This is a genomic window from Pseudomonas sp. DSV-1 (assembly GCF_035830915.1).
Classification (GTDB): domain Bacteria; phylum Pseudomonadota; class Gammaproteobacteria; order Pseudomonadales; family Pseudomonadaceae; genus Aquipseudomonas.
Genome location: NZ_JAYMYG010000001.1, coordinates 5,083,554 through 5,105,826 on the forward strand (window position 1 = coordinate 5,083,554; position 22,273 = coordinate 5,105,826).

At 55.9% G+C, this 22,273-nt stretch carries 21 protein-coding genes; 9 read left to right on the forward strand and 12 right to left on the reverse strand.

Translation table 11 applies throughout. The annotated features are described in order from the left end of the window. Positions 1–88: 88 nt before the first annotated feature. The 3 genes from VSQ83_RS23575 to VSQ83_RS23585 are packed head-to-tail and all read left to right on the forward strand — an operon-like array spanning position 89 to position 1,868. A complete protein-coding gene (locus VSQ83_RS23575; RefSeq protein ID WP_219261963.1) occupies positions 89–718 on the forward strand; it encodes an FMN-binding negative transcriptional regulator in 630 nt (209 codons plus the stop codon). A 5-nt stretch (positions 719–723) separates the two neighbouring features. Further along, a complete protein-coding gene (locus VSQ83_RS23580; RefSeq protein WP_133074912.1) occupies positions 724–1,170 on the forward strand; it encodes a GNAT family N-acetyltransferase in 447 nt (148 codons plus the stop codon). Between the two features lie 17 nt (positions 1,171–1,187). After that, positions 1,188–1,868 (forward strand): GNAT family N-acetyltransferase, encoded by a 681-nt coding sequence (locus VSQ83_RS23585; RefSeq protein WP_133074913.1) that lies wholly within the window; start codon positions 1,188–1,190, stop codon positions 1,866–1,868. A gap of 55 nt (positions 1,869–1,923) precedes the next feature. Here the strand turns inward: VSQ83_RS23585 and VSQ83_RS23590 are convergent, their stop codons facing one another. From VSQ83_RS23590 to VSQ83_RS23605, 4 genes are all read right to left on the reverse strand, one after another. Beyond that, complete coding sequence (locus VSQ83_RS23590) at positions 1,924–2,199, reverse strand: helix-turn-helix domain-containing protein (RefSeq protein ID WP_048362256.1); 276 nt, start codon at positions 2,197–2,199, stop codon at positions 1,924–1,926. Continuing rightward, on the reverse strand, positions 2,196–3,521 hold the full coding sequence (locus VSQ83_RS23595) for a HipA domain-containing protein (RefSeq protein WP_326427630.1): 1,326 nt from the start codon (positions 3,519–3,521) through the stop codon (positions 2,196–2,198). Before VSQ83_RS23595 ends, VSQ83_RS23590 begins: the two co-directional genes overlap by 4 nt. 224 nt (positions 3,522–3,745) lie before the next feature. Beyond that, positions 3,746–5,554 carry a sodium-extruding oxaloacetate decarboxylase subunit alpha gene (gene oadA / locus VSQ83_RS23600; RefSeq protein ID WP_133074915.1) on the reverse strand — a complete coding sequence of 603 codons (1,809 nt, stop codon included), beginning with the start codon at positions 5,552–5,554 and terminating at the stop codon, positions 3,746–3,748. Positions 5,555–5,565: 11 nt separating this feature from the next. Then, complete coding sequence (locus VSQ83_RS23605; RefSeq protein WP_019826929.1) at positions 5,566–6,981, reverse strand: acetyl-CoA carboxylase biotin carboxylase subunit; 1,416 nt, start codon at positions 6,979–6,981, stop codon at positions 5,566–5,568. Positions 6,982–7,171: 190 nt separating this feature from the next. Between VSQ83_RS23605 and VSQ83_RS23610 the strand changes: the two genes are divergently transcribed. Further along, positions 7,172–8,134: a LysR family transcriptional regulator gene (locus tag VSQ83_RS23610; RefSeq protein ID WP_326427631.1), complete on the forward strand. Its 963-nt coding sequence runs from the start codon at positions 7,172–7,174 to the stop codon at positions 8,132–8,134. Here the strand turns inward: VSQ83_RS23610 and VSQ83_RS23615 are convergent. The 3 genes from VSQ83_RS23615 to VSQ83_RS23625 form a co-directional block, all read right to left on the reverse strand. Further along, a complete protein-coding gene (locus VSQ83_RS23615; protein ID WP_133074917.1) occupies positions 8,076–8,288 on the reverse strand; it encodes a PA3496 family putative envelope integrity protein in 213 nt (70 codons plus the stop codon). The genes VSQ83_RS23610 and VSQ83_RS23615 overlap by 59 nt on opposite strands. A 192-nt stretch (positions 8,289–8,480) precedes the next feature. Beyond that, positions 8,481–9,347, reverse strand: coding sequence for a transcriptional regulator HexR (gene hexR, locus VSQ83_RS23620; RefSeq protein WP_133074918.1), 867 nt, complete (start codon positions 9,345–9,347; stop codon positions 8,481–8,483). A gap of 157 nt (positions 9,348–9,504) precedes the next feature. Next, positions 9,505–11,040 carry a putative bifunctional diguanylate cyclase/phosphodiesterase gene (locus VSQ83_RS23625; RefSeq protein ID WP_326427632.1) on the reverse strand — a complete coding sequence of 512 codons (1,536 nt, stop codon included), beginning with the start codon at positions 11,038–11,040 and terminating at the stop codon, positions 9,505–9,507. 191 nt (positions 11,041–11,231) lie between these two features. Here VSQ83_RS23625 and uvrD point away from each other — a divergent pair, with 191 nt between their 5' ends. From uvrD to VSQ83_RS23640, 3 genes are all read left to right on the forward strand, one after another. Beyond that, positions 11,232–13,415, forward strand: a complete 2,184-nt coding sequence (gene uvrD, locus VSQ83_RS23630) for a DNA helicase II (protein ID WP_133074920.1) — start codon at positions 11,232–11,234, stop codon at positions 13,413–13,415. 266 nt (positions 13,416–13,681) lie between these two features. Then, positions 13,682–14,536: a Tim44 domain-containing protein gene (locus VSQ83_RS23635; protein ID WP_133074921.1), complete on the forward strand. Its 855-nt coding sequence runs from the start codon at positions 13,682–13,684 to the stop codon at positions 14,534–14,536. A 133-nt stretch (positions 14,537–14,669) separates the two neighbouring features. Next, positions 14,670–15,077, forward strand: a complete 408-nt coding sequence (locus tag VSQ83_RS23640; RefSeq protein ID WP_016782918.1) for an SMI1/KNR4 family protein — start codon at positions 14,670–14,672, stop codon at positions 15,075–15,077. A gap of 43 nt (positions 15,078–15,120) precedes the next feature. Here the strand turns inward: VSQ83_RS23640 and VSQ83_RS23645 are convergent, their stop codons facing one another. Further along, on the reverse strand, positions 15,121–16,881 hold the full coding sequence (locus VSQ83_RS23645; RefSeq protein WP_219261967.1) for a cation:proton antiporter: 1,761 nt from the start codon (positions 16,879–16,881) through the stop codon (positions 15,121–15,123). 287 nt (positions 16,882–17,168) lie between these two features. On the opposite strand from VSQ83_RS23645, the gene VSQ83_RS23650 reads away from it, so the two are divergent. Further along, positions 17,169–17,654 carry an acyl-CoA thioesterase gene (locus tag VSQ83_RS23650; protein ID WP_019826917.1) on the forward strand — a complete coding sequence of 162 codons (486 nt, stop codon included), beginning with the start codon at positions 17,169–17,171 and terminating at the stop codon, positions 17,652–17,654. 46 nt (positions 17,655–17,700) lie between these two features. Here VSQ83_RS23650 and pdxY read toward each other — a convergent pair whose 3' ends face one another. Continuing rightward, positions 17,701–18,573, reverse strand: coding sequence for a pyridoxal kinase PdxY (gene pdxY, locus VSQ83_RS23655; RefSeq protein WP_133074923.1), 873 nt, complete (start codon positions 18,571–18,573; stop codon positions 17,701–17,703). A 113-nt stretch (positions 18,574–18,686) separates the two neighbouring features. On the opposite strand from pdxY, the gene VSQ83_RS23660 reads away from it, so the two are divergent. Continuing rightward, the gene (locus tag VSQ83_RS23660) at positions 18,687–19,088 is read left to right on the forward strand and encodes a DUF3301 domain-containing protein (protein ID WP_019826913.1); all 402 of its coding nucleotides are present in this window, start codon (positions 18,687–18,689) and stop codon (positions 19,086–19,088) included. A gap of 198 nt (positions 19,089–19,286) precedes the next feature. Here the strand turns inward: VSQ83_RS23660 and VSQ83_RS23665 are convergent, their stop codons facing one another. Genes VSQ83_RS23665 through zigA form a run of 3 tightly spaced genes read right to left on the reverse strand, consistent with a single transcriptional unit; the run spans position 19,287 to position 22,159 of the window. Further along, positions 19,287–20,261 carry a CobW family GTP-binding protein gene (locus VSQ83_RS23665; protein WP_133074924.1) on the reverse strand — a complete coding sequence of 325 codons (975 nt, stop codon included), beginning with the start codon at positions 20,259–20,261 and terminating at the stop codon, positions 19,287–19,289. A gap of 39 nt (positions 20,262–20,300) precedes the next feature. Next, entirely contained in the window at positions 20,301–20,954 is a 654-nt protein-coding gene (locus VSQ83_RS23670; RefSeq protein WP_326427633.1) for a DUF1826 domain-containing protein, read from the reverse strand. Continuing rightward, the gene (zigA, locus tag VSQ83_RS23675) at positions 20,951–22,159 is read right to left on the reverse strand and encodes a zinc metallochaperone GTPase ZigA (protein ID WP_133074926.1); all 1,209 of its coding nucleotides are present in this window, start codon (positions 22,157–22,159) and stop codon (positions 20,951–20,953) included. Before zigA ends, VSQ83_RS23670 begins: the two co-directional genes overlap by 4 nt. Positions 22,160–22,273 lie beyond the last annotated feature (114 nt).

A 22,273-nucleotide genomic window follows, 5' to 3' on the forward strand; every position in this document is an offset into this window, starting at 1 on the left:
AATTGGACCTATGAAAATGACCATTAATGGCTCTTACAACAAACCAATAGCCTGCCTAGGATGAGGCCATTCGCCAAGGATAATTTCTATGTACGTTCCCCGCGCCTTCGCAGTAGATGACATCCCAATGTTGCATCAACAGATGCTGGCCACGCCCTTGCCCGTGCTGGTCACTCACGCCAGCCAAGGCATGATCGCCAGTCATGTGCCTTTGCTGCTGAACCCGGATGAAGGCGCCTGCGGCACCCTGTATGGCCATCTTGCCCGCGCCAATCCCCACGGCAAGGCCCTGGCTGAAGGGACCGAAACCCTGGTGATTTTCTCCGGAGAACAGGCCTACATCAGCCCGTCTTTTTATCCCGGCAAGGCCGAACACGGTAAAGCCGTGCCCACCTGGAACTACCTCGCCGTTCACGCTTATGGCACAGCAGAAGTCTTCGAGGATGCCGAGCGTTTACTGGCGCTGGTCAGCCGCTTGAGCAGCAAACACGAAGCCGGTCGATCCCAACCCTGGTCGGTCAGCGATGCGCCAGCGGACTACATCGACAGCATGCTCAAGGCCATTGTGGGTTTTCGCCTGCCCATCACCCGCCTGGACGGCAAACGCAAACTCAGCCAGAACCGCGACGCTGCTGACCAGGCGGGCGTACGCAAGGGACTCCTGGCCAGCAGCAACCCGCAAGACCACGCACTCGCTCACTTAATGGCCAAGGAATAGCTCACATGACTCAAATCCAGATCAAACCCGCAACCACCGCCGATCACGAACAGTGGCTCCCCCTCTGGCAGGCCTACTTGCGCTTCTACAACACCGAGCTGTCAGACGACATCACCCAATCCACCTGGACACGTTTTTTCGATCCGGCTGAGCCGACCTCTCTGGCCCTTGCCTGGCAAGGCGACAAGGCCGTGGGCATGGTGCAGTGCGTGTATCACCGCACCAACTGGAGCATTAAAAACGCCTGCTACCTTCAAGATCTGTTTGTCAGCCCCCAGGTTCGCGGTAAAGGGGTAGGTCGCCAACTGATCGAGCACGTCTATGCCGTCGCTCGCGATAAAGACTGTGCCAAAGTCTATTGGATGACTCAGGAAACCAACGCCACGGCGATCCAGTTGTATGAGCGTATTGCCGAGCGCCCTGGCTTTATCCAGTTTCGCAAAACCTTGTAATAACTAAGGAACGCGCAATGCCCGACTCTCTAGAACACTGGCTGGCGGCCAAAACACCCGATACCCGAACCCTTGAAGGGCAATTCATTCGTCTGGAAAAGCTCGACCCGGCACGGCATGGCGATGAACTATGGCTAGCCTTACAGGGGCCGCAGGCTGATCCCAAGCTTTGGGACTATTTACCCTACGGGCCCTTCAATGAGCGTCCGACGTTTGATACCTGGTTGCAAAGCCATGCCGCCAGTCGTGACCCGCATTTTTATACCGTCGTTGATAAGTTGAGTGGCGAGGCACAAGGCTTGATCAGCCTGATGTGCATCGTCCCTGAGCACGGGCGCATCGAGATCGGCCACGTGACCTTCGGCGCCCCCATGCAGCGCTCGCCAAAGAGTACCGAGGCGGTCTACCTGCTGGCCAAGGAAGCCTTCGCACTGGGCAACCGACGCCTGGAGTGGAAGTGCAACAACGACAACGCGCGATCAAAGCGTACAGCAGTACGATTGGGGTACACATACGAAGGCGTCTTTCGCCAGCATATGGTAGTTAAAGGCAAGAATCGTGATACCACGTGGTACAGCATTATCGGTACGGAATGGCCCTCTATAGCGGCAGGCTTCGAAAAATGGCTGGCACTGGATAACCAACCAGAAAGCGGCCAGATAAAGACCCTGGAAGAATGCAGAGCATCAACTGTATAAAATTTGATCAATGCGCCCAACAAGGACTGTTGGGCGTTTTTGTTACAGAAGGGGATTAGAATTTTCGCGGTAAGCGGACCACACCCATTTGCAGACCAAAGGGCTTGAAGACTGCATTCAGGGATTTAAGCGTCGGATTGCCTTCGCCGTGCTCGATTTGAATCAAGGTACGGACCGAAATTTTGCACATGCGGGCAAACTGGGTTTGCTGCAATCCGGTCACATCAACCCGAAAGCGCTTTACCGCCTCACCCAGTGCGATTTTGCCCTGAGCAAGATCAGCCTCAATACTTTCGATCATCAACTGGCGCGCATCAATAGTCAGGGTCATTTCAAGCCCCACTCGCGCAAGCGCTGGTCGAGGTTTTTAAGCGCGATTTGTGGATGGTTCATCGTCAGCTCCGGTAGCCCTTCAGCACTTAACAAATCAGGCAGGGCCCGTAGCGGCTCGACATCAGCGCGTAAGCGCTGATACGCCATATCCGGATCAATAATCGAGCTCAGCGACTCACAGGCACCTCGCCAATCAATTTGCCCCGCACGCTCTACCTCCCGCGACCACTTGGTTGTACGCGTAATACCTTCACCATCCATCACCATGGGCGCCAGGTCATAGACAGGCGCCAGGCGAAATGAATCAACACCTCGAATAATCGCGGTGTTGCGGCCATGGTTATCACTGTTGCCAAGGATTTTGTTCAGCAGATCGCGGCGCAAGTATTCAGCCACCAGATCAGGGATCTGATCCTGCTGGCCAGCATGCTTCCAAAGCGCTGCCAACCGCTCAAGCACTTCGACGTGAGCCATGTCGCTGCCGGGCTCAGTGACCTGGGCAAGAGAATAGACAGACTCCACAGCAAGCCTCTCGACGCCTTGCCCAGTGACCTTGCGGTCAAAGCGCTGCATCCACAGGCTCGGCTTTCGCCCTTCTTCCAGCGCCAGCCCTTGAGCTGGAACAGTTTCAATACCCAATGCCTGCAAGGCTTTGTAGTACATGAATTCGCTGCGCAAAATGTCGCAGTCCAGCTCCAACCCCTTGTTGCGAGCAAACTTGATGAACCAATGCTGCCTGACGTCAGGGTCCGCCAGGGTAGCGTCGGGATACAACAAGCCATCCGCGCCTTCAGACATCAACAGTTTGGGCGCTTCGCCACCCGCCCCTGTTGCGCCGCCAATCGCAGCCCCCTGCTCGTGGGCGTACTCAAGAAAGCTGTTGTCACGATCGATCACGTCCTGGCGAGAGAAGCCCAGCACCGCATGGGAATCAAGCCGCTCAAACGACTCTTTAATCCGCAGATGGCCTATCGGCGCAGGCGTGCTGCGGCCAAGCAAAAACAAATCAATGCTCAAGTCCTCAGGTTTTTCCCGCCCTATTTGCTTGATCAGGATCTTCTTCGCAGCCCCGGCCGGGGCAATGTCGTGCAGGAAGGCGGGAGCCTTTTTCAGAATGTGCGTATCCCACTCAACGGGCACACAAGCACTCACCGAGCAAAGAAAGGGGCTTTCAATGGTCTCCAGGTTTTGCATCAGGTACTTCTGCTTGTAGCCAAAGCGGCAAGGACCATCGAGCCCTTTATTCGGTTCAGAAAAAGCCAGCGTCATCGCGTCCTGCCACTGACCGGCACGGTAGAGCTGAAGGGTTAGCTGAAACATGCTCGCACCCGCAATTCAATGCATATCAAACAATCGAATAAACCATTACCTGCAATATAGTGCAGTTGTGGTTATTTTTCTCGCCCAGAAAATGCATTTTAATGCAGATAAAGGCGATTTCCGGATCACCCGCCTGCATTAAAATACAGATACAAAAAGCCAGTCGAAAAAAAAGGGGAGCACATGCTCCCCCGAGGTTTAAAGCGTTTGTATCAAAGGCGGTATCAGGCTTCGATTTCGATCAGAATTTCGCCCGGGTTAACGCGGTCGCCCTTGATGACATGGATGGTGACGATTTTACCCGCGATGGCGGCCTGAACTTCGGTCTCCATTTTCATCGCTTCGGTGATCAGTACTGACTGGCCAGCCTTGACGACGTCGCCTACGGCAACCAGTACATCAACGATGTTGCCCGGCATTGCAGTGCTGACGTGGCCCGGCTCGCTCGCTTGCTTGCGCTTGCTCGAAGTGCCACCCACAAATTCGTTAAGCGGCTCGAACACCACCTCTTCCGGCATACCGTCGATGGACAGGTAGAAGTGACGCTTGCCTTCTGCCTTGACGCCTACACCGGTGATGTCTACGCGATAGCTTTCGCCGTGTACGTCGATCACGAATTCGGTCGGTACACCCTCACCGCTCGCCTTGGTAACACCGCCAGCTTCAGGAATCGGCAGCAATACTTCCGGGGCCAGGGTGCCTGCAGCACGCTCTTCGAGGAATTTGCGGCCGATGTCCGGGAACATGGCGAAGGTCAGTACGTCTTCTTCCGACTTGGCCAAAGCACCAATCTCAGCACGCAACTTGACCATTTCTGGCTTGAGCAGGTCAGCAGGACGTACGTCGATCAGCTCTTCGTTACCGATGGCCTGACGACGCAGTTGCTCGTTGATCTCGCCTGGCGCCTTGCCGTAGCCGCCTTGCAGGTAGAGCTTCACTTCGTTGGTGATGGTTTTGTAACGTTCGCCAGCCAGTACGTTGAAAAACGCCTGGGTGCCGACGATTTGCGACGTCGGTGTCACCAGCGGCGGGAAGCCCAGGTCTTCACGTACACGCGGGATCTCGGCCAGCACTTCGCTCATGCGGTTCAGGGCGCCCTGTTCCTTGAGCTGGTTGGCAAGGTTGGAAATCATCCCGCCCGGTACCTGGTTCACTTGAACACGGGTGTCGACTGCGGTGAATTCGCTTTCAAACTGGTGGTACTTCTTACGCACGGCATAGAAGTACAGACCAATTTCCTGCAACAGCGACAGGTCAAGACCGGTGTCGTATTCGCTGCCTTTGAGGGCCGCTACCATCGACTCGGTGCCCGGATGGCTGGTGCCCCACGCGAAGCTGGAGATCGCAGTGTCGATATGGTCGGCACCGTTTTCTATCGCCTTGAGCTGGCACATGGAAGCCAGACCGGCGGTGTCATGGGAATGAATAAAGATCGGCAGGCTGATTTCAGCCTTCAGCGCCTTGACCAGTTCGCCGGTGGCAAACGGGGTCAACAGGCCAGCCATGTCCTTGATTGCCACCGAGTCGCAACCCATGGCCTCCATCTGCTTGGCCTGGGCCACAAACGCTTCAGTGGTATGCACCGGGCTGGTGGTGTAGGCGATGGTGCCCTGAGCGTGCTTGCCAGCAGCCTTGACCGCCTCGATGGCGACGCGCAGGTTACGGACGTCGTTCATGGCATCGAAAATACGGAACACGTCGATACCGTTTACAGCCGCCTTGGCGACGAAGGCTTTGACCACGTCATCGCTGTAGTGGCGATAGCCCAACAGGTTTTGACCACGCAACAGCATTTGCAGGCGAGTGTTAGGCAAGGCGGCACGCAGCTGGCGCAGACGCTCCCACGGATCTTCCTTGAGGAAGCGTACGCAAGCGTCAAAGGTGGCGCCGCCCCAGACTTCCAGCGACCAGTAGCCGACTTTGTCGAGCTTGTCGCAGATTGGCAGCATGTCTTCAGTGCGCATGCGGGTTGCCAGCAGCGACTGGTGGGCGTCACGCAGGATGGTGTCAGTTACAAAGATCTTCTTGGACATGAAAATTTTCCTCACAGGCCTGCGTGGGCAGCAATGGCGGCAGCGATGGCCAGGGCCAGCTCTTCGGGTTTGCGCTTGATCGAGTAGTTGGTCAGTTCTGGATGGCTTTCTACGAAGCTGGTATTGAACTGGCCACTACGGAATTCCGGGTTACGCAGGATTTCCTGGTAATACGCGGCGGTGGTTTTGACCCCTTGCAGACGCATGTCGTCGAGGGCGCGCAAACCACGGTCCATCGCTTCTTCCCAGGTCAGGGCCCACACCACCAGCTTCAGACACATGGAGTCGTAATACGGCGGGATGGTGTAGCCGGTGTAGATCGCCGTGTCGGTACGCACGCCAGGACCGCCGGGCGCGTAGTAACGGGTGATCTTGCCGAAACTTGGCAGGAAGTTGTTTTTCGGGTCTTCGGCATTGATCCGGAACTGCAAGGCAAAACCGCGGTGCTGGATGTCTTCTTGCTTGATCGACAACGGCAGACCGGAAGCAATGCGAATTTGTTCACGAACAATATCGATGCCGGTGATTTCTTCGGTGATGGTGTGTTCCACCTGCACCCGGGTGTTCATCTCCATGAAGTACACCTCGCCCTCGGCGAGCAGGAACTCCACGGTACCGGCGTTCTCGTAACCCACGGCCTTGGCCGCACGCACAGACAGGTCGCCGATGTAGGCGCGCTGTTCCGGGGTCAATTGAGGGCTTGGGGCAATTTCGATGAGCTTTTGGTTACGACGCTGGATTGAACAGTCGCGCTCAAACAAATGCACCACGTTGCCAAAGCTGTCACCGAGGATCTGGGCTTCGATGTGCTTGGGGTTGACGATGCACTTTTCGAGGAACACTTCTGCCGAGCCAAAGGCTTTGGTGGCTTCAGAGATCACTCGAGGAAAGGCTTGTTCCAGTTCTTCACGGCTGTTGCAGCGACGAATCCCGCGTCCGCCACCACCCGAGGTGGCTTTGAGCATGACCGGATAGCCAATGCGCTCGCCTTCAAGCAGTGCTTCGTGGATATCGGCAACGTTGCCTTCAGTGCCTGGCGTGACCGGTACACCGGCCTTGATCATGCTGCGGCGCGCTTCAGTCTTGTCGCCCATGCGGCGGATGACTTCAGCGGACGGGCCGATGAACTTGATTCCGCGCTCGGCGCAAATATCAGCCAGCTCTGCATTTTCTGACAGAAAACCATAACCGGGATGCAGGGCATCACAACCGGTTTCAACCGCCAGGTTCACCAGCTTGCGCGGGTTCAAATAACCGGCCAGCGGGTCTTCGCCAATGCTGTGGGCTTCATCGGCACGCTTGACGTGCAAGGCATGTCGATCCGCTTCGGAATAGACCGCCACAGAACGAATACCCATCTCGGCGCAGGCACGCACGATGCGGACGGCAATTTCTCCGCGGTTGGCGATCAGGATCTTTTTTATCACTTGGATTTTCCCTAAAGCCCATGGAACAAACGACCTGCTAGACCAGGTCGGCACGTGTCCAAATGTGTCTGAACCGTTGTGTCGTCACACTAGACCCACGCAACAATAAACAAAAATCAATAATTCTTGGGTCGTGCATAAGTAACGACTTATAGTCAGATCACTTGCCGCTTCGGATAATTTTATAAAAATGCGTAAGTCATTGATGCGTATCACTTTTCGTCAATTACAGGTATTCAACGAAGTCTGTGATTTGCGCTCTTACAGCCGCGCTGCAGAAGAAATGTCGCTGACACAACCCGCCGTAAGTCTACAAATTCGTCAGCTTGAAGAGCTGATTGGCCAGCCTTTGTTCGATTACGTAGGCAAAAAGCTGTACATGACCGAGGCCGCTGAAGCGCTTCAGTTGGCCAGCCGGGATATTTTCGGGCGCCTTGAAAACCTCGACATGCAGCTCTCGGACATGCTCGGGTCGCTGCAGGGCCAACTGAAACTGGCGGTTGAATCGAGTGCAAAATATTTCGTCCCCCACCTGTTTGCCGCTTTCAAGCGCCAGCACCCGGAGGTCAATCTGCAGCTAACGGTGGTCAATCGGGCGCAAGCCGTTCGCCGCCTGTCGGATAACCGCGACGATCTGGTGATCATGTCGATGGTGCCGCAGGACATGGGCCTGGAGTTTCTGCCGTTTTTGAATAACCCGATTGTGGCCGTCGCACCGCCAGACCACCCGCTGTGCAGCCGTGGTCCGCTCCGTTTGCAGGACCTGGAGCCGTATACCTTGCTGATGCGCGAACAGGGGTCGGGCACACGCATGGCGTGCGAGGAATACTTCAAGGAGAAGCGTGTTCACTTCAGTCAAACACTGGAAGTGTCGTCCAACGAGTCCCAGCGCGAGTGCGCAGTGGCCGGGTTGGGCGTGGCGCTATTAACACGCCACGCCGTCAGCCTGGAACTTGCGACCGGCCTGCTGCGCGAGTTGCCGGTCGAAGAGTTGCCGCTGTATCGCAGCTGGTGCGTGGTGCAGGCAAAAGCCAAGCGCCTGTCACCGGTGGCCCATGCATTTCTGGGGTTTATTCGCAGTGAGCGCCTGCAAATCAGCGAGCTGGTTGAGCGCTTCGACGGTCACTTGCCGACGCAGCCTGCCAATAGTTGATTGCATTGAGGTCGGGATAATCCGAGGTTTCAAGCCTTAGCTGGCGCTGATTGTCATGGTCTTCGATTGCGCGGCGAAAGGCCATGCGGCGCTGGTCTTCTTGCTGACGACGGGTTTTGACGGCGCTATTGCGTTCTTCGTAAGGCTGGGCCATTTCGAGTCTCCCAAGGCGTGTACGGGAGTTTCAAGATGGACTTTGTTTATGACGACTTGGCGAAGATGGGATGACAGGGGGATGAAGGCTGAATATGAGTACTGTGCGGGAGGGAGCTTGATCGCGATTCAGGCAACGCGGCCTGTCAGGAAAGCTTCAGCGATGCCATCGCGAGCAAGCCCGCTCCCACAATTAATCTTCGTGGCTTTTCAGCGACTTGGGCGACAGACGCAAGCTGCGCAGGCTGCGCTTGACGCTTTTAAGGTGGTTGACCAGGCTTGGGCCGCGAGCCATGGCAACCCCCATCGCCAACACGTCAATCACCACCAGATGGGCAATACGCGAGGTCAGCGGGGTGTAGATTTCGGTGTCTTCGTGGACATCGATGGCCAGATTGACGGTCGCCAGCTCCGCCAGTGGCGTTTGGCTCGGGCACAAGGTAATCAAGGTCGCGCCACTTTCACGCACCAGATTGGCGGTGATCAGCAAGTCTTTGGAACGGCCCGACTGGGAGATGCAAATCGCTACATCCGTAGGCTTCAAGGTTGCAGCCGACATCGCTTGCATATGGGGATCGGAGTACGCCGCAGCCGTCAGTAAAAGGCGAAAAAACTTGTGCTGGGCATCGGCCGCAACGGCACCCGAGGCACCGAAACCATAAAACTCGACCCGCTGCGCTTGCGACATGGCCGTCACCGCACGCTGCAGCGCCACGGGATCAAGCTTCTCGCGCACTTCCATCAGGGTGTGCAGCGTGGTGTCAAAAATTTTCAGACTGTAGTCCGCAACCGAATCGTCTTCGTGGATTGCGAACTGACCGAAACTGGCACCTGCTGCCAGGCTTTGCGCCAGCTTGAGTTTCAAGTCCTGGAACCCGGAACAGCCAATTGCCCGGCAAAAGCGCACGATGGTGGGCTCACTGATGCCGACACTGTGGGCAAGGTCGGCCATGGAACTGTGCATTACAGCCGCAGGATCAAGCAGCACGTGATCGGCGACCTTGAGTTCCGATTTACGTAACAGGTGGCGTGACTGGGCAATATGTTGCAGCAGGTTCAAAGGGCAGGACTCGGTCTGTAAGCGGCAGGCGCCGGGGATGTAGCATTCTTGTAGTTATACTACAAGAATTCGCTTTCTGCCCACCCAATACACCCTGTCTTACCCTTATCTTTCCCATGATTCATGCAGCTTCAGGGCGATGTAGCCCTTTTTGGCACTACAAATCCACTACACCGGCACGTAACAAATCGCCAAACTGCGCAGCGTTTACCGGACGGCTGATCAAGTAACCCTGCACTTCGTCGCACTGGCGAGCCTTGAGAAATGCCAGCTGCGCCTCGTTTTCGACACCTTCGGCCACGACTTTGAGGTCGAGGCTATGGGCCATGGAGATAATCGCAAGGGTGATGGCCTCGTCTTCACTGCAGCGCCCCAGGCCGTGGATAAAGGTTTTATCAATCTTCACGTAATCCACTGCAAATCGCTTGAGGTAACTGAGCGAGGAGTAACCGGTCCCGAAGTCATCAATCGCCAGCCTCACGCCCAGCTCGTGCAATTGCTGGAAGGTTGCGATGACGTATTCAACATTGTCGAGCAACTGGCTTTCTGTCAGCTCAAGTTCCAGGCAGTGAGGCGCCAGACCGGTTTCTTCAAGCACCTGGCGCACCAGGCTGACCAGTTTGCCCTGGCGCAATTGATGCCCCGACAGGTTCACCGACACCCGTATCGGCGCCAGCCCTGTGCGCTGCCATTCACAGGCTTGCCGGCAGGCTTCGCGCAGCACGAACTCTCCGATGGCGCTGATCAGGCCAGTCTCCTCGGCCAAGGCAATGAAGTCGCTCGGAGGGACGCTACCCAACTGCGGATGATCCCAGCGAACCAGCGCTTCAGCTGCGTGCAGGCGCCCCGTTGCAAGGCATAGTTTAGGTTGATAGAAAACGTCGAGCTGGCATTGGGCAATGGCTTTGCGCAACTGACTTTCCAGTTGCAAACGCTCCAGGGTGCTGTGTTGCAGGCTGTGACTGTAGAACTGAAAAGTGCCGCCGCCCAGATGCTTGGCCTGGCGCATGGCTTTATTGGCCTGGTGGACCAGGGTGGCAATGTCCCGTGCGCTGCCCGGCAGCAGGCTGATGCCCATGGACACGCTGATGATCAGCTCATGGCCATCCACCACCAAGGGCCGGCCGAGTCTTTCCATCAGTCGGGTCGCTACCCGCGCCAGACTGGTCAGGCTGCTGTAAGCATCAAACAGCACGGCAAACTCATCGCCCGACAGTCGCGCAATGGTGTTGGCCTCAGGCAAGGCCTTGGTGATGCGTTCTGCCATTTTTTGCAGCACATGATCGGCCAGCTCGTGCCCAAGATTGTCATTGAGCAATTTGAAACGATCGAGGTTGATGTGCAGCAACGTCAGGTGGCATGAACCCTGGCGAACACGCTGGCTGGCCTCCTCCAGTCGCTCCTTGAACAAGAGACGGTTGGCCAGGCCGGTCAGTTCATCAAAATGGGCGAGGTGGCGAACGCGCGCCTCAACGAGACGGCGCAGTTCCACTTCGCGCAAAAGCTCAGCGTTCAGTTGCTCACTGCGGACATTGGCTTGCTGCAAGTCGTCGAACAGACCTTGATGGCGTAAACGCTGCACCTTGTGACGCAGATTGACCCGCTTTACTTGCCAACCCAGACCACTCACCAGCAGAAAAAGGCCGAACCCGAAACCGAAAAAAATTCCCGGCGAATTTAAACTCTGAACCATCGGCGAAATTCTTATCAGTAGGGGAGCCAGGAAGTTGCCCGAGCATACACAAGCTGTGCCCGCGACCAAACGCACAGGCATCATTTAATAGATGAAACCGGCACAGCCCATACCGGCAGGCTTTTTGACCGCTCGGCCCAAGAGCGCTACGTGGCTAGCAATAAAACGTCAACAGCCCCTAAAATGCCCCGATGCGCGATGATCTCTCTCTCTTGTTAAATTCTCTCAACGATGCCCAACGTCAGGCCGTCACGGCCAGTGTGGGGCGTCAGTTGGTTCTGGCCGGCGCAGGTTCCGGCAAAACCCGTGTGCTGGTGCACCGTATCGCCTGGTTGATCCAGGTCGAGAACGCGTCGCCGCACTCAGTCCTGTCGGTGACATTCACCAACAAGGCCGCCGCCGAGATGCGCCACCGCATCGAGCAACTGATGGGTATCAACCCGGCGGGCATGTGGGTCGGCACCTTCCACGGGCTGGCACACCGTTTATTGCGGGCTCACTGGCAAGAAGCAGGGCTGAGCCAGACCTTTCAGATCCTCGACAGCGATGACCAGCAACGCCTGGTCAAGCGCGTGATCCGTGAACTGGGGCTGGATGAACAGCGCTGGCCGGTGCGTCAGGCGCAGTGGTTTATCAACGGTCAAAAAGACGAAGGCCTGCGTCCTAAACATATCCAGGCCAGCGGCGACTTGTTCCTGGCCACCATGCGCAATATTTACGAGGCCTATGAGGTCGCGTGCCAGCGTGCCGGTGTCATCGACTTTTCCGAGCTACTGCTGCGCGCCCTGGATCTGTGGCGCGACAACCCGGGCTTGCTGGCGCACTACCAGAAACGCTTCCGCCACATTCTTGTCGACGAATTCCAGGACACCAACGCCGTTCAATATGCCTGGCTGCGATTGCTGGCCCAGGGCGGCGACAGCCTGATGGTCGTGGGCGATGACGACCAGTCGATCTACGGCTGGCGCGGCGCGAAAATCGAAAATATCTACCAGTACTCAACCGATTTCCCGGACGCCGAGACCATTCGCCTGGAGCAGAACTATCGCTCCACGGCAGGCATCCTCAAAGCGGCCAACGCCCTGATTGCCAACAACACCGGACGCATGGGCAAAGAGCTGTGGACTGACGGCGGTGAAGGCGAAGCAATTAATTTGTACGCAGCCTTCAATGAACACGATGAAGCGCGCTACGTGGTCGAGACCATCGAAAGCGCCTTGAAAACCGGCCTGGCCCATAGCGATATCGCCATTTTGTACCGCTCCAACGCCCAATCGCGGGTACTTGAAGAAGCGTTGCTGCGCGAACGTATTCCTTACCGCATTTATGGTGGCCAGCGCTTCTTCGAGCGCGCAGAAATCAAAAACGCCATGGCTTACATGCGCCTGCTCGAAGGCCGTGGCAATGATGCCGCGCTGGAGCGGGTGATTAACGTGCCTGCCCGCGGTATCGGCGAAAAAACCGTCGAGGCCATTCGCGATCACGCACGTCACAGCGATGTGTCGATGTGGGAGGCGATGCGCCAGCTAATTGCCAATAAAGCCCTCCCCGGTCGTGCTTCAGGCGCCATTTCCGGCTTTATTGAACTGATCGAGAACCTCGCGGCAAAAGTCATGGAGATGCCTCTGCATCTGATGACCCAAACCGTGATCGAACAGAGTGGGCTGATTGCCTACCATCAGGCGGAAAAAGGCGAAAAAGGCCAGGCCCGGGTAGAAAACCTTGAGGAACTGGTCAGCGCAGCGCGCAACTTCGAGAACAATGACGAAGATGAAGAGCTGTCGCCATTGGCCGCCTTCCTTGGTCATGCCTCACTGGAGGCTGGCGATACCCAGGCCGAAGAGCATGAAGACGGTATCCAGCTGATGACGCTGCACAGCGCCAAGGGTCTGGAGTTTCCGTATGTGTTCCTGGTGGGCATGGAAGAAGGCTTGTTCCCGCACAAGATGAGCCTGGAAGAACCCGGCCGCCTTGAAGAGGAGCGGCGTCTGGCTTACGTGGGCATTACCCGCGCCATGCAAAATCTGGTCATGACGTACGCTGAAACCCGACGCCTGTACGGTAGCGAGACCTACAACAAGGTTTCGCGCTTCGTGCGAGAAGTGCCAAAAGGCCTGATCCAGGAAGTTCGTCTATCCAACAGCGTCAGTCGCCCTTTCGGTGGTGGCCAAAAGCAGAGCGCCAGCAGCCTGTTTGGCGGTTCGGAAATTCCAGAAACCGAATTCAAGCTTGGCCAGATGGTCAAGCACGCGGTCTTTGGCGAAGGCGTCATCCTCAACTTCGAAGGCGCAGGCGCGCAGGCGCGGGTACAGGTGAACTTCTCCGAAGGCAGCAAGTGGCTGATGATGGGCTACGCCAAACTTGAAGCGGTCTGACAGCAACCCGACAGCTTTGCGGGAATAGTCTGGATTGATAGATAACGGTGGGAGCGGGCTTGCTCGCGATGGCAGCACCTCGGTGTATCAGATGCACCGAGTGCCGGGAATCGCGAGCAGGCCCGCTCCCACATCAATGCGTCCTACAGTAAAAAAATCTGTCTCTTACAGATAAATAGGCAAAAGCCCGAAACACTTCACCGCTAGCCAGTCACAACTCACCTGTGCAACATGGCGCGCGTGATATCCACAAATGGGAACCCCTTATGAAACGTTTTCTTAGCATCGCCATGGCGTTGTGCATCGGTTTGACGATGAGCCTCGACGCGAACGCCAAGCGCTTCGGCGGCGGCAAAAGCGCTGGTGCAGCGCCTAGCCACCAAACGCGCCAGGCCGCTCCAGCTGCAGCCCCTGCAGCTGCCGGTGCTGCAGGCGCCGCCGCAAAAGCCGGTGGTGCTTCGCGCTGGCTCGGCCCTCTGGCTGGCCTCGCAGCCGGTGGCCTGTTGGCGTCCATGTTCATGGGCGGTGGCTTCCAGGGCATGCAGTTCTTCGACATCCTGATCATGGCGGTCATCGCCTTCCTGATCTTCCGCTTTATCGCGGCCCGTCGTCGCAAGCAACAATCCGAGATGATGGCCCCTGCCGGTCACGCTCCACTGCAACGCGAAGCCTTTGACGCCAAGCCAGCACCTTCGTCCTTCTTCGGCGGCGGTTCGGCAGCCCCTGCGGCACGCCCGGTGATCAATGCACCGGCCTGGTTCAATGAGCAGAACTTTCTTGAAGCTGCGCGCAACCATTTCCAGTCCCTGCAACAGCACTGGGATGCCAACGAAATGGACAAGATCGCCGAGTTCGTAACACCGCAGATGCTCGACTTCCTCAAGCGTGAACGCGCTGAGCTGGGTGATGGCTTCCAGTCCACCTACATCGACAACCTGACCGTGCAACTGGACGGCTTGGATGACCGTGCAGACAAAACCATTGCAACCCTGACCTTCAGCGGCGTGTCGAAAAACTCGCGCTTTGACCAGGGCGAAGCCTTCAGCGAAAGCTGGAACATGGAGCGTCAGCAAGGTGATAACCAGCCTTGGCTGGTAGCCGGTATCCGTCAGAACGGCTGATCCCGCAAGCTACATATGCGTTAATCAAAGCCCCGGACTTGTCCGGGGCTTTGCATTTCACGATTGCACTTATAACGAGCTACTGTATAAAGCGCGTCATATAAACCGCGCCATAGAGCATGAGGATGAGGTCGTGGAAGAGATCATTGAAGAGCTACGCGAAAAAAACGAGCCTGTACCAGTTCCTCTGGAACTGCCTGAAGAAGACCAGTTGGTGGAAATCGAAGAACAGCTGTTCATTGATATTCCGTTTGTCTTCAGAGAGTTTCTGCTGACCGTCAGTGACGTGGTGTATGGCAGCCTGGAGCCGGTCACCGTGACCGACCCACAATCACACACCTACCTGCCGGAAGTGGCAGCCAACGCTTGGGATGCCGGCGTTGACCGCAGCTTGATCCCTATTTGCCAGGACGGCGACGACTACTACTGCGTAGAAGAAGACGGCACCGTGGTGCTGTGGTCCGGCGAAGAAGAGCTCGTTACCGAAGAAACATGGGAATCGGTCTGGCACTGGGCGCGCGACGTCTGGCTGGAAAGCTGATACCTGCTTGATGCCCGCTTTCCAGCCATTGGTCAGCGGGCTGTCAGTGCTCCCCTTCCTTGTGGTTATCCAGCGTCTCCAGCAGTGCAACCTGCATGCGGGTATGGATCCGGATGAACCAGCGCCACAACAGCGCAGCCACTCCCGCTGCCACTACTGCAATCACGATCAGCAATTCATTGGTGGGCAAGATGCTCGCCGACAATGCCGACAACAGCAGAAAAATCACCAGTAACGACAGAATCGGGATCACTTCCGAGATCACCCGACGCACGCGCTGCGTGTGACGCCCGGCCATCTCCGGTTTGACGCCCATCTCGGCCAGGAGCATCGACAACGCCTTGAGTTTGCGATACGCCGCGATCAAAAACGGCAGCGACAGCAACAAGGCCACGCCCCAGATAATCCCTTTTTGCCAGCTCGGCTCCAGAATCCAGCCCTGCAAGTAACGGCCAATCCGGGGGGCGAAGTAACCACCCGCGAAGAAAATAGCGATGACCAGGGCCAGGTTGACCCCAACCTGCATCAGGATTTTCCGGATCATCGCAGCCAACAGTGCCCCTTCTCCCTGCGGCTGAATACTGCGCAGCCACTCGCCATAGAGCCCGAACACCCGTGACACACGACCAGGTACCACCTGTGCCAGCTTGAGCGAGAGCGGGTCTGCGGCGCGAATCAGATAAGGCGTCATCAAGGTCGTCAGTACGGATACAGCAACCGCTACGGGGTACAGGAAGCTACTGGTGACCTGTAATGTCATACCTAGCGCCGCGATGATGAAAGAAAACTCCCCAATCTGAGAAAGTCCCATCCCAACCCGCAGCGATGTGCGTCCGTCATTACCTGCGATAAATGCCCCTAGCCCGCAGGACAGCATTTTGCCCAGCACCACCGCAATGGTGATCACCACGATGGGCACCGCGTATTCCAGCAGGATCGCCGGGTCGAGCATCAGTCCGATGGCGACAAAGAAAATCGCGCTGAACAAATCACGTACCGGTTCGATCAGGCGCTCGATTTTCAGTAACTGACGGGATTCGGCCATGATCGCCCCGATCAAAAAGGCCCCGAGCACCATGCTGTATTCCAGTTTGACCACCAGCAGGCAGAAGCCAAAACACAGCCCCAACACGGTGATCAGCAGCATTTCATTGCTTTCGAATCTGGCCACATACGCCAGCACACGCGGCACCAGCAAGATGCCGATGACCAGCGCCACAATCATGAACAACGACAATTTACCGACTGTCGAAAAAACTTCCTCGGGGCTGACACTGCCGCTGACAGCGATGCTCGACAGCAGCGCAATAATCCCGATGCCTAAAATATCTTCAACGATCAGCACGCCAAAAATCAGCTGTGCGAAGCGCTCGTTCTTCATTTTCAGGTCATTAAGGGCTTTGACGATGATGGTGGTCGATGAAATGGCCAGAATCGCGCCTAAAAACAGCGAATCCATCGTGTTCCAATCAAACCAGCGGCCAATTTCGTAGCCGATCCAGATCATCAGCGTAATTTCCATAAACGCTGCGATAAAGGCTGTGGCCCCGACCTTGAACAACTTGCGCAGGCTGAACTCCAGTCCCAGGCAGAACATCAAAAAAATAACCCCCAGCTCGGCCAGGGTTTTGATCGTTTCTTCATCGTGGATCAGGCCAAACGGCGGGGTGTGCGGGCCAATGATAAAACCCGCAACGATATAGCCCAGCACCACGGGTTGCTTGAACCTGTGGAAAAGAATCGTCACCACACCTGCGACCAGCATGATGACTGCCAGATCCTGGATAAAACTGATGGCATGCATGGCGTGGCGCTCCTTGTTTAATTTTCAACAGGCAACAAGACGACAGACGCCGCCTGACTGGCTGTGCGTATCGACCGTTCTAAATGTAGGAATTACCCGACTAACGGGCTTTTGCAGGTTAACACCGCGACTTCCAGCATAAAGGCGGTGCAATATATGGAAACAGATGGATATAAGCGTGACGGCAGTCAAAACGGCAACGTCCCGTTAATTACTGTTTCAAAAATCGACAAGTATCCACAGAGATACCCATTTCACTGCTGCAACACAACCACGAGCCTGCTGCTATGGAACCCGGAAACGCCCAACTGTCGATGACGGTCCTGATGACCCCGGACATGGCCAATTTTTCTGGCAATGTTCACGGCGGAACCCTGCTCAAGTACCTGGATGAAGTCGCTTACGCCTGCGCCAGCCGCTATGCGGGGCGTTATGTAGTCACCTTGTCGGTGGATCAGGTTATTTTTCGCGAACCGATTCATGTCGGTGAGCTGGTGACTTTCCTGGCATCGGTCAACTACACCGGCAACACCTCAATGGAAGTCGGCATCAAGGTCGTCACCGAAAATATCCGTGAACGCTCGGTGCGCCACACCAATAGCTGTTTCTTCACGATGGTCGCCGTGGACGACGACCGTAAACCGGCCGCTGTTCCGCCGCTGCAGCCGTTGAACAGTGAAGACAAGCGTCGTTTTATTCAGGGCAAGCAACGTCGCCAGATCCGTCAGGAACTGGAGCAGCGTTATCGCGAGCTGAAAGACGAGACGGTGTAAATGACCTGTGGGAGCAAGCTTGCTCCCACAAGGTTTTCAAGTTTGCTTACAAACTGATCGGCACGGCTTCAAACCGCACACGCGGATGAGCAATGCGGTCCTGGGCCCGGATCAACTGCAATTCGTAGCTGGTGCAGGCCTGGGTTTCCAGCAGCACCTCGTGCACCGCCGCAGCGGTGAACTCAAAAGCGGCCACCAGGCTGTCGCCCAGCAATACCCGCGCTAAAAACAGGCCTGAAGTCAGATCGCCCACACCCACAGGCTGACGCGGGAAAGCCAACAGTGGACGGCGCAAGTGCCAGTTCCCTTCTGCTGTTACCAGCAGCATCTCGAAACTTTCTGCCGGCTTGCCTGGATAAGACAAATGCTTGACCAGCACCGCTTTCGGGCCGCGGGCCAGCAAGCTGCGGGCCATCGCCAGGCAGTCGAACAACGATTGCGGATGGCGACCGCAAAAACTGTCCAGCTCCAGCTGATTGGGACACAAAAAGTCGGCCATCGCGGCCGCTTCTTCGAGCAGGAAATCACTCACTTCCTGGGGGACGATGCAGCCTTTCTCCGGGTGACCCATTACCGGGTCGCACAGATACAACGCATGGGGGTTTACGGCCTTGATACGCGCCACGCCACTCAAGATTGCCCGCCCCTGAGCCGCACTGCCCAGGTAACCGGACAAGACCGCATCACAGTTGCCCAGCTCACCGATGGCGGCAATTCCGTCAACAAGCGAAGGAATTTGCTCGGGAGCCAACACTTCGCCTGTCCACTGACCATACTGAGTGTGGTTGGAGAACTGCACCGTGTTCAGAGGCCAGACATTCACCCCCACGCGCTGCATAGGAAAAACGGCTGCGCTGTTGCCGGCATGGCCGAAAACCACGTGGGATTGGATGGCGAGTAAATGAGGTGTACGTTTCATGCCGGATTCCAGACTACGGGTGGATTCAAGCCACGCAGTATGCGACGAAACGCGGCCTGTACGACAGGTTGAAGACGCAGTTAAGCTGAGCACAATCTGTTGGAGCACATGTAATGCTGACCCTAGGAAATATGTTTGTGCTGATGCTGCTGGCCACTGGCGCAGCCTGGCTGTGGCACAACCACGGTTTGCGCGAGCGGGCGCTGGAACGCGTCAAACAGCACTGCAAAAATCTCGATATCGAGTTGCTGGATGAAAACGTGGCACTCAAAAAAATCGGCCTGATCCCCGATGCCAATGGCAACAAACGCCTGGCCCGTGTGTATAACTTCGAGTTCACGGTTACGGGAGATCAACGCCATACCGGGACCATCACCCAGTTCGGTGCCCATAGCGCAAAAATCGAACTGCCGCCCTATCCCTTCCAGACCGAGCCTGAGCCCAGCGAAATTCCCAGCGCTCAAGTGATTGAACTCAGCCAATGGCGCCAGGAACACAGCAAGACCCGCCACTGAGCCCTTCTCGCACCTTTCTGCAACGTACCTGTGGATAACTTCCCCGCATAACAGGCTAAAACCATTGAGATAGACACTTCTCTTGGTTTTTGGCCGGTGTAAATCAATGGGCACACTTAATATTGTAGGACAATTTTACCAGCACAGAATCAAGTAAAACGCCCTGTTTTCTTGCTCGCGCCCCATGCCCGCCCCCCCCTAAAAAACGTCCTCGTGCAGGCAGTTTTCCAGCCCCGAGCGAAGCACATCCAGGTCTTGCGGCTGATCAAAGATTAATTCGAGGCGTGAATCCGTACGCCACTCACTCGGCACCCACGCTGCGACTGAGTTATCCACAGAATTACTTGAAAACCAGCCTTCCGGGCCATGAATAACCACCTTCGCACGGCGCCAATTGAGGCTTTCCAGCCACTGGCGCAGCAACCCCAAGTCAAATTGCCTTGAGGCATGCCAACGCCAACCCACACTCCAGGCCTGAGGCTGAAGCTGAGTCATCACAATAGGTGTACATGGGTCTGAAAACACGCTGCCTATTTGATTAAATTCCTTACAAATCAACGAGTTATCCACAGCATGAGAGATATTCATGTCGGCTGCAGGCAGCGTATTTAAAGGGATCCGGCCATATTCGACCCATACAATCGGGCACTTTGGCAGGCTGTATGCAATCTGCTCACGTTGCTCATTCGGGACACTATTAGATTTATTCATGACCACTAAACCGGCACTTTTCAAGGCTTCTTGCTGGGCTTCAGGCAAGGGTTTGCCCTGGGCCAAGGCTTGCGCATCAAGCACCACGACGCACGGCTGCAGGGCCAGAACACCACGCCAGGGTGCCTCACTCAGCTGCTTTAAAATCTGTGCGGGATGGCCCAAGCCTGAGGGCTCAATCAATAATCGGTCGGGGCGGGCCTTGCGTAAAAGACGGCTCAAACCAATCTGGAAAGGAGCGCCATTGACGCAGCACACACAACCGCCAGCCACTTCGGCAATCGCAATTGCATCGTTCCCCTGACTCATCAGAGCCGCATCCAGACCTATTTGACCGAATTCATTCACCAATACTGCCCAGCGCTCATGGGCGGGCTTGTGCGTCATCAGGTGCTGAATCAGACTGGTTTTGCCGGCGCCAAGTGGCCCGGCAATCACGTGGGTGGGTATGTTTTGCAGCATGATCGCCAGCTTCTATGTTGATCAAAGCAGCAATATGCCTCAGGCCTGCCAATCGAGGGTCAAAATCAATCGACGCTCGCCCGGCTCCAGAGCCGGAGAACGATGGATCAAGCCCGCCCCCTCATTGCCTTGCCACTTTTCTCCCTTGAGCAAGGCCACCTCACCGGCATTCACCTGCTGAATCAACGAGCCACGGGTTGGCTCGGCCTGCGGCTGGCCCAACTGAGAACGCTCCATCACCCCTTCTTCCAGCCATTGGCTACCCACTCCCGCATAAGTGGTAATGAGTCGCACAGGTACGTGGTCCACATGAAACCGTGGGCACATGGCCTTATCCAGCGCCCTGAGACGCAGCCCAACGCGTTTTGCGCCCAACAGGCACACATAGGCGCTCACCAGCCAGGAAACGTCGGCAATGAAGCCTGCATAGCCCTCCAGATCATTAAACCTGGCGGCCAAGCCAGCCAAATTGGGCTGAGCCTTTTCGTTGGGCATATCTATCACGATGGCGTCAGCCAATGGCTCGTCTAACGCGAGTAATAAAGCCCCGAAATCGACGATATGCACAGGTAACTGACGCTGCCAGATAGCCAAGTTGACGTCTTCATCCAGAATCCGCGTCATGATTTCAGGCGTTTGCCCACGAACCTGATCGATCAACGGCTGAGCGATAAAGGTAAATGCATTCTTCATGCGGCTACCTCTTCATACCAATCACCAAAGGGATCGTTCAGTCGTTTCCAGCTTGCTTCACCCAATTCCATTTCGGCATCGCTGAGCAAACAGGCATCAAGCTCATGGGCGAGAAGTGAAAAGTCGATGTGCTGACCTATAAACACCAATTCCTGACGGCAATCTGCGGTGTCTGGCTGCCATTTTTGAAGAATTTCCGCCCTGGTTTCCGGATCTTGTGGCCATTGGTCGCTCGGCACAAAACGCCACCAGCGCCCGGCAAACCCATAGCGCATCAAGCCGCCTGCCTGGGACCAACTGCCCGCCTCCTGATATTTACTGGCCAGCCAGAAAAAGCCTTTGGAACGCAGCAATTTGCCGTTGGTCCAGGGACGCTCGATGAAATTAAAAAAACGTTCGGGATGAAACGGACGGCGAGCGCGATAGGCGCTGGAGGCGATGCCGTATTCTTCGGTTTCAGGTACATGCTCACCGCGCAGCTCTTGCAACCAGCCAGGTGCTTGGGCCGCACGCTCAAAATCAAAACGCCCGGTATCGAGAATTTTATTTAGCGGGACTTCCCCCATGACCATGGGGATTATTTCTGCATGTGTATTCAGACGCTGCAAAATGGCCATTAATTCTTGTCGGTCGGCACTGCTGATGAGGTCAATTTTGCTGATCAAGATGACGTCCGCGAACTCGACTTGCTCAATCAACAAATCGGTTATTGACCGTTCGTCTGATTCATCAAGGATTTCTCCTCGCGAATCCAGGCTCTCTGCCGCTTGATAATCCTGCAAGAAATTAAGGCCATCCACCACCGTGACCATAGTATCCAGACGGGCACTATCTGCCAGGCTCTGCCCTGCGTCATCGCGAAAAGTGAAGGTTTCTGCCACGGGAAGAGGTTCTGAAATACCCGTTGATTCGATTAATAAATAATCAAATCGACCGTCCTTCGCCAATGCACTGACCTCCTCCAGCAAATCTTCACGCAGGGTGCAGCAGATGCAGCCATTGCTCATTTCGACCAGTTTTTCTTCAGCACGATTCAAGGTCACGTCACGCTGAACTGCACCGCCATCAATATTTATTTCGCTCATGTCGTTAACGATCACCGCTACACGCAAGTTGTCGCGGTTACGCAAAATGTAATTGAGCAGAGTGCTTTTTCCCGCTCCGAGAAATCCGGACAGCACTGTCACCGGCAGACGTTTAGGCATGGGAGCTCCTCATCAGGATAGGCAGGTCAAAGCGCCCGCTTGTTGGCTCGATCATTTTTGATCGCCGATAATGATACATTATAACAATACAAAGCATTAGAATTGTTATTAAGT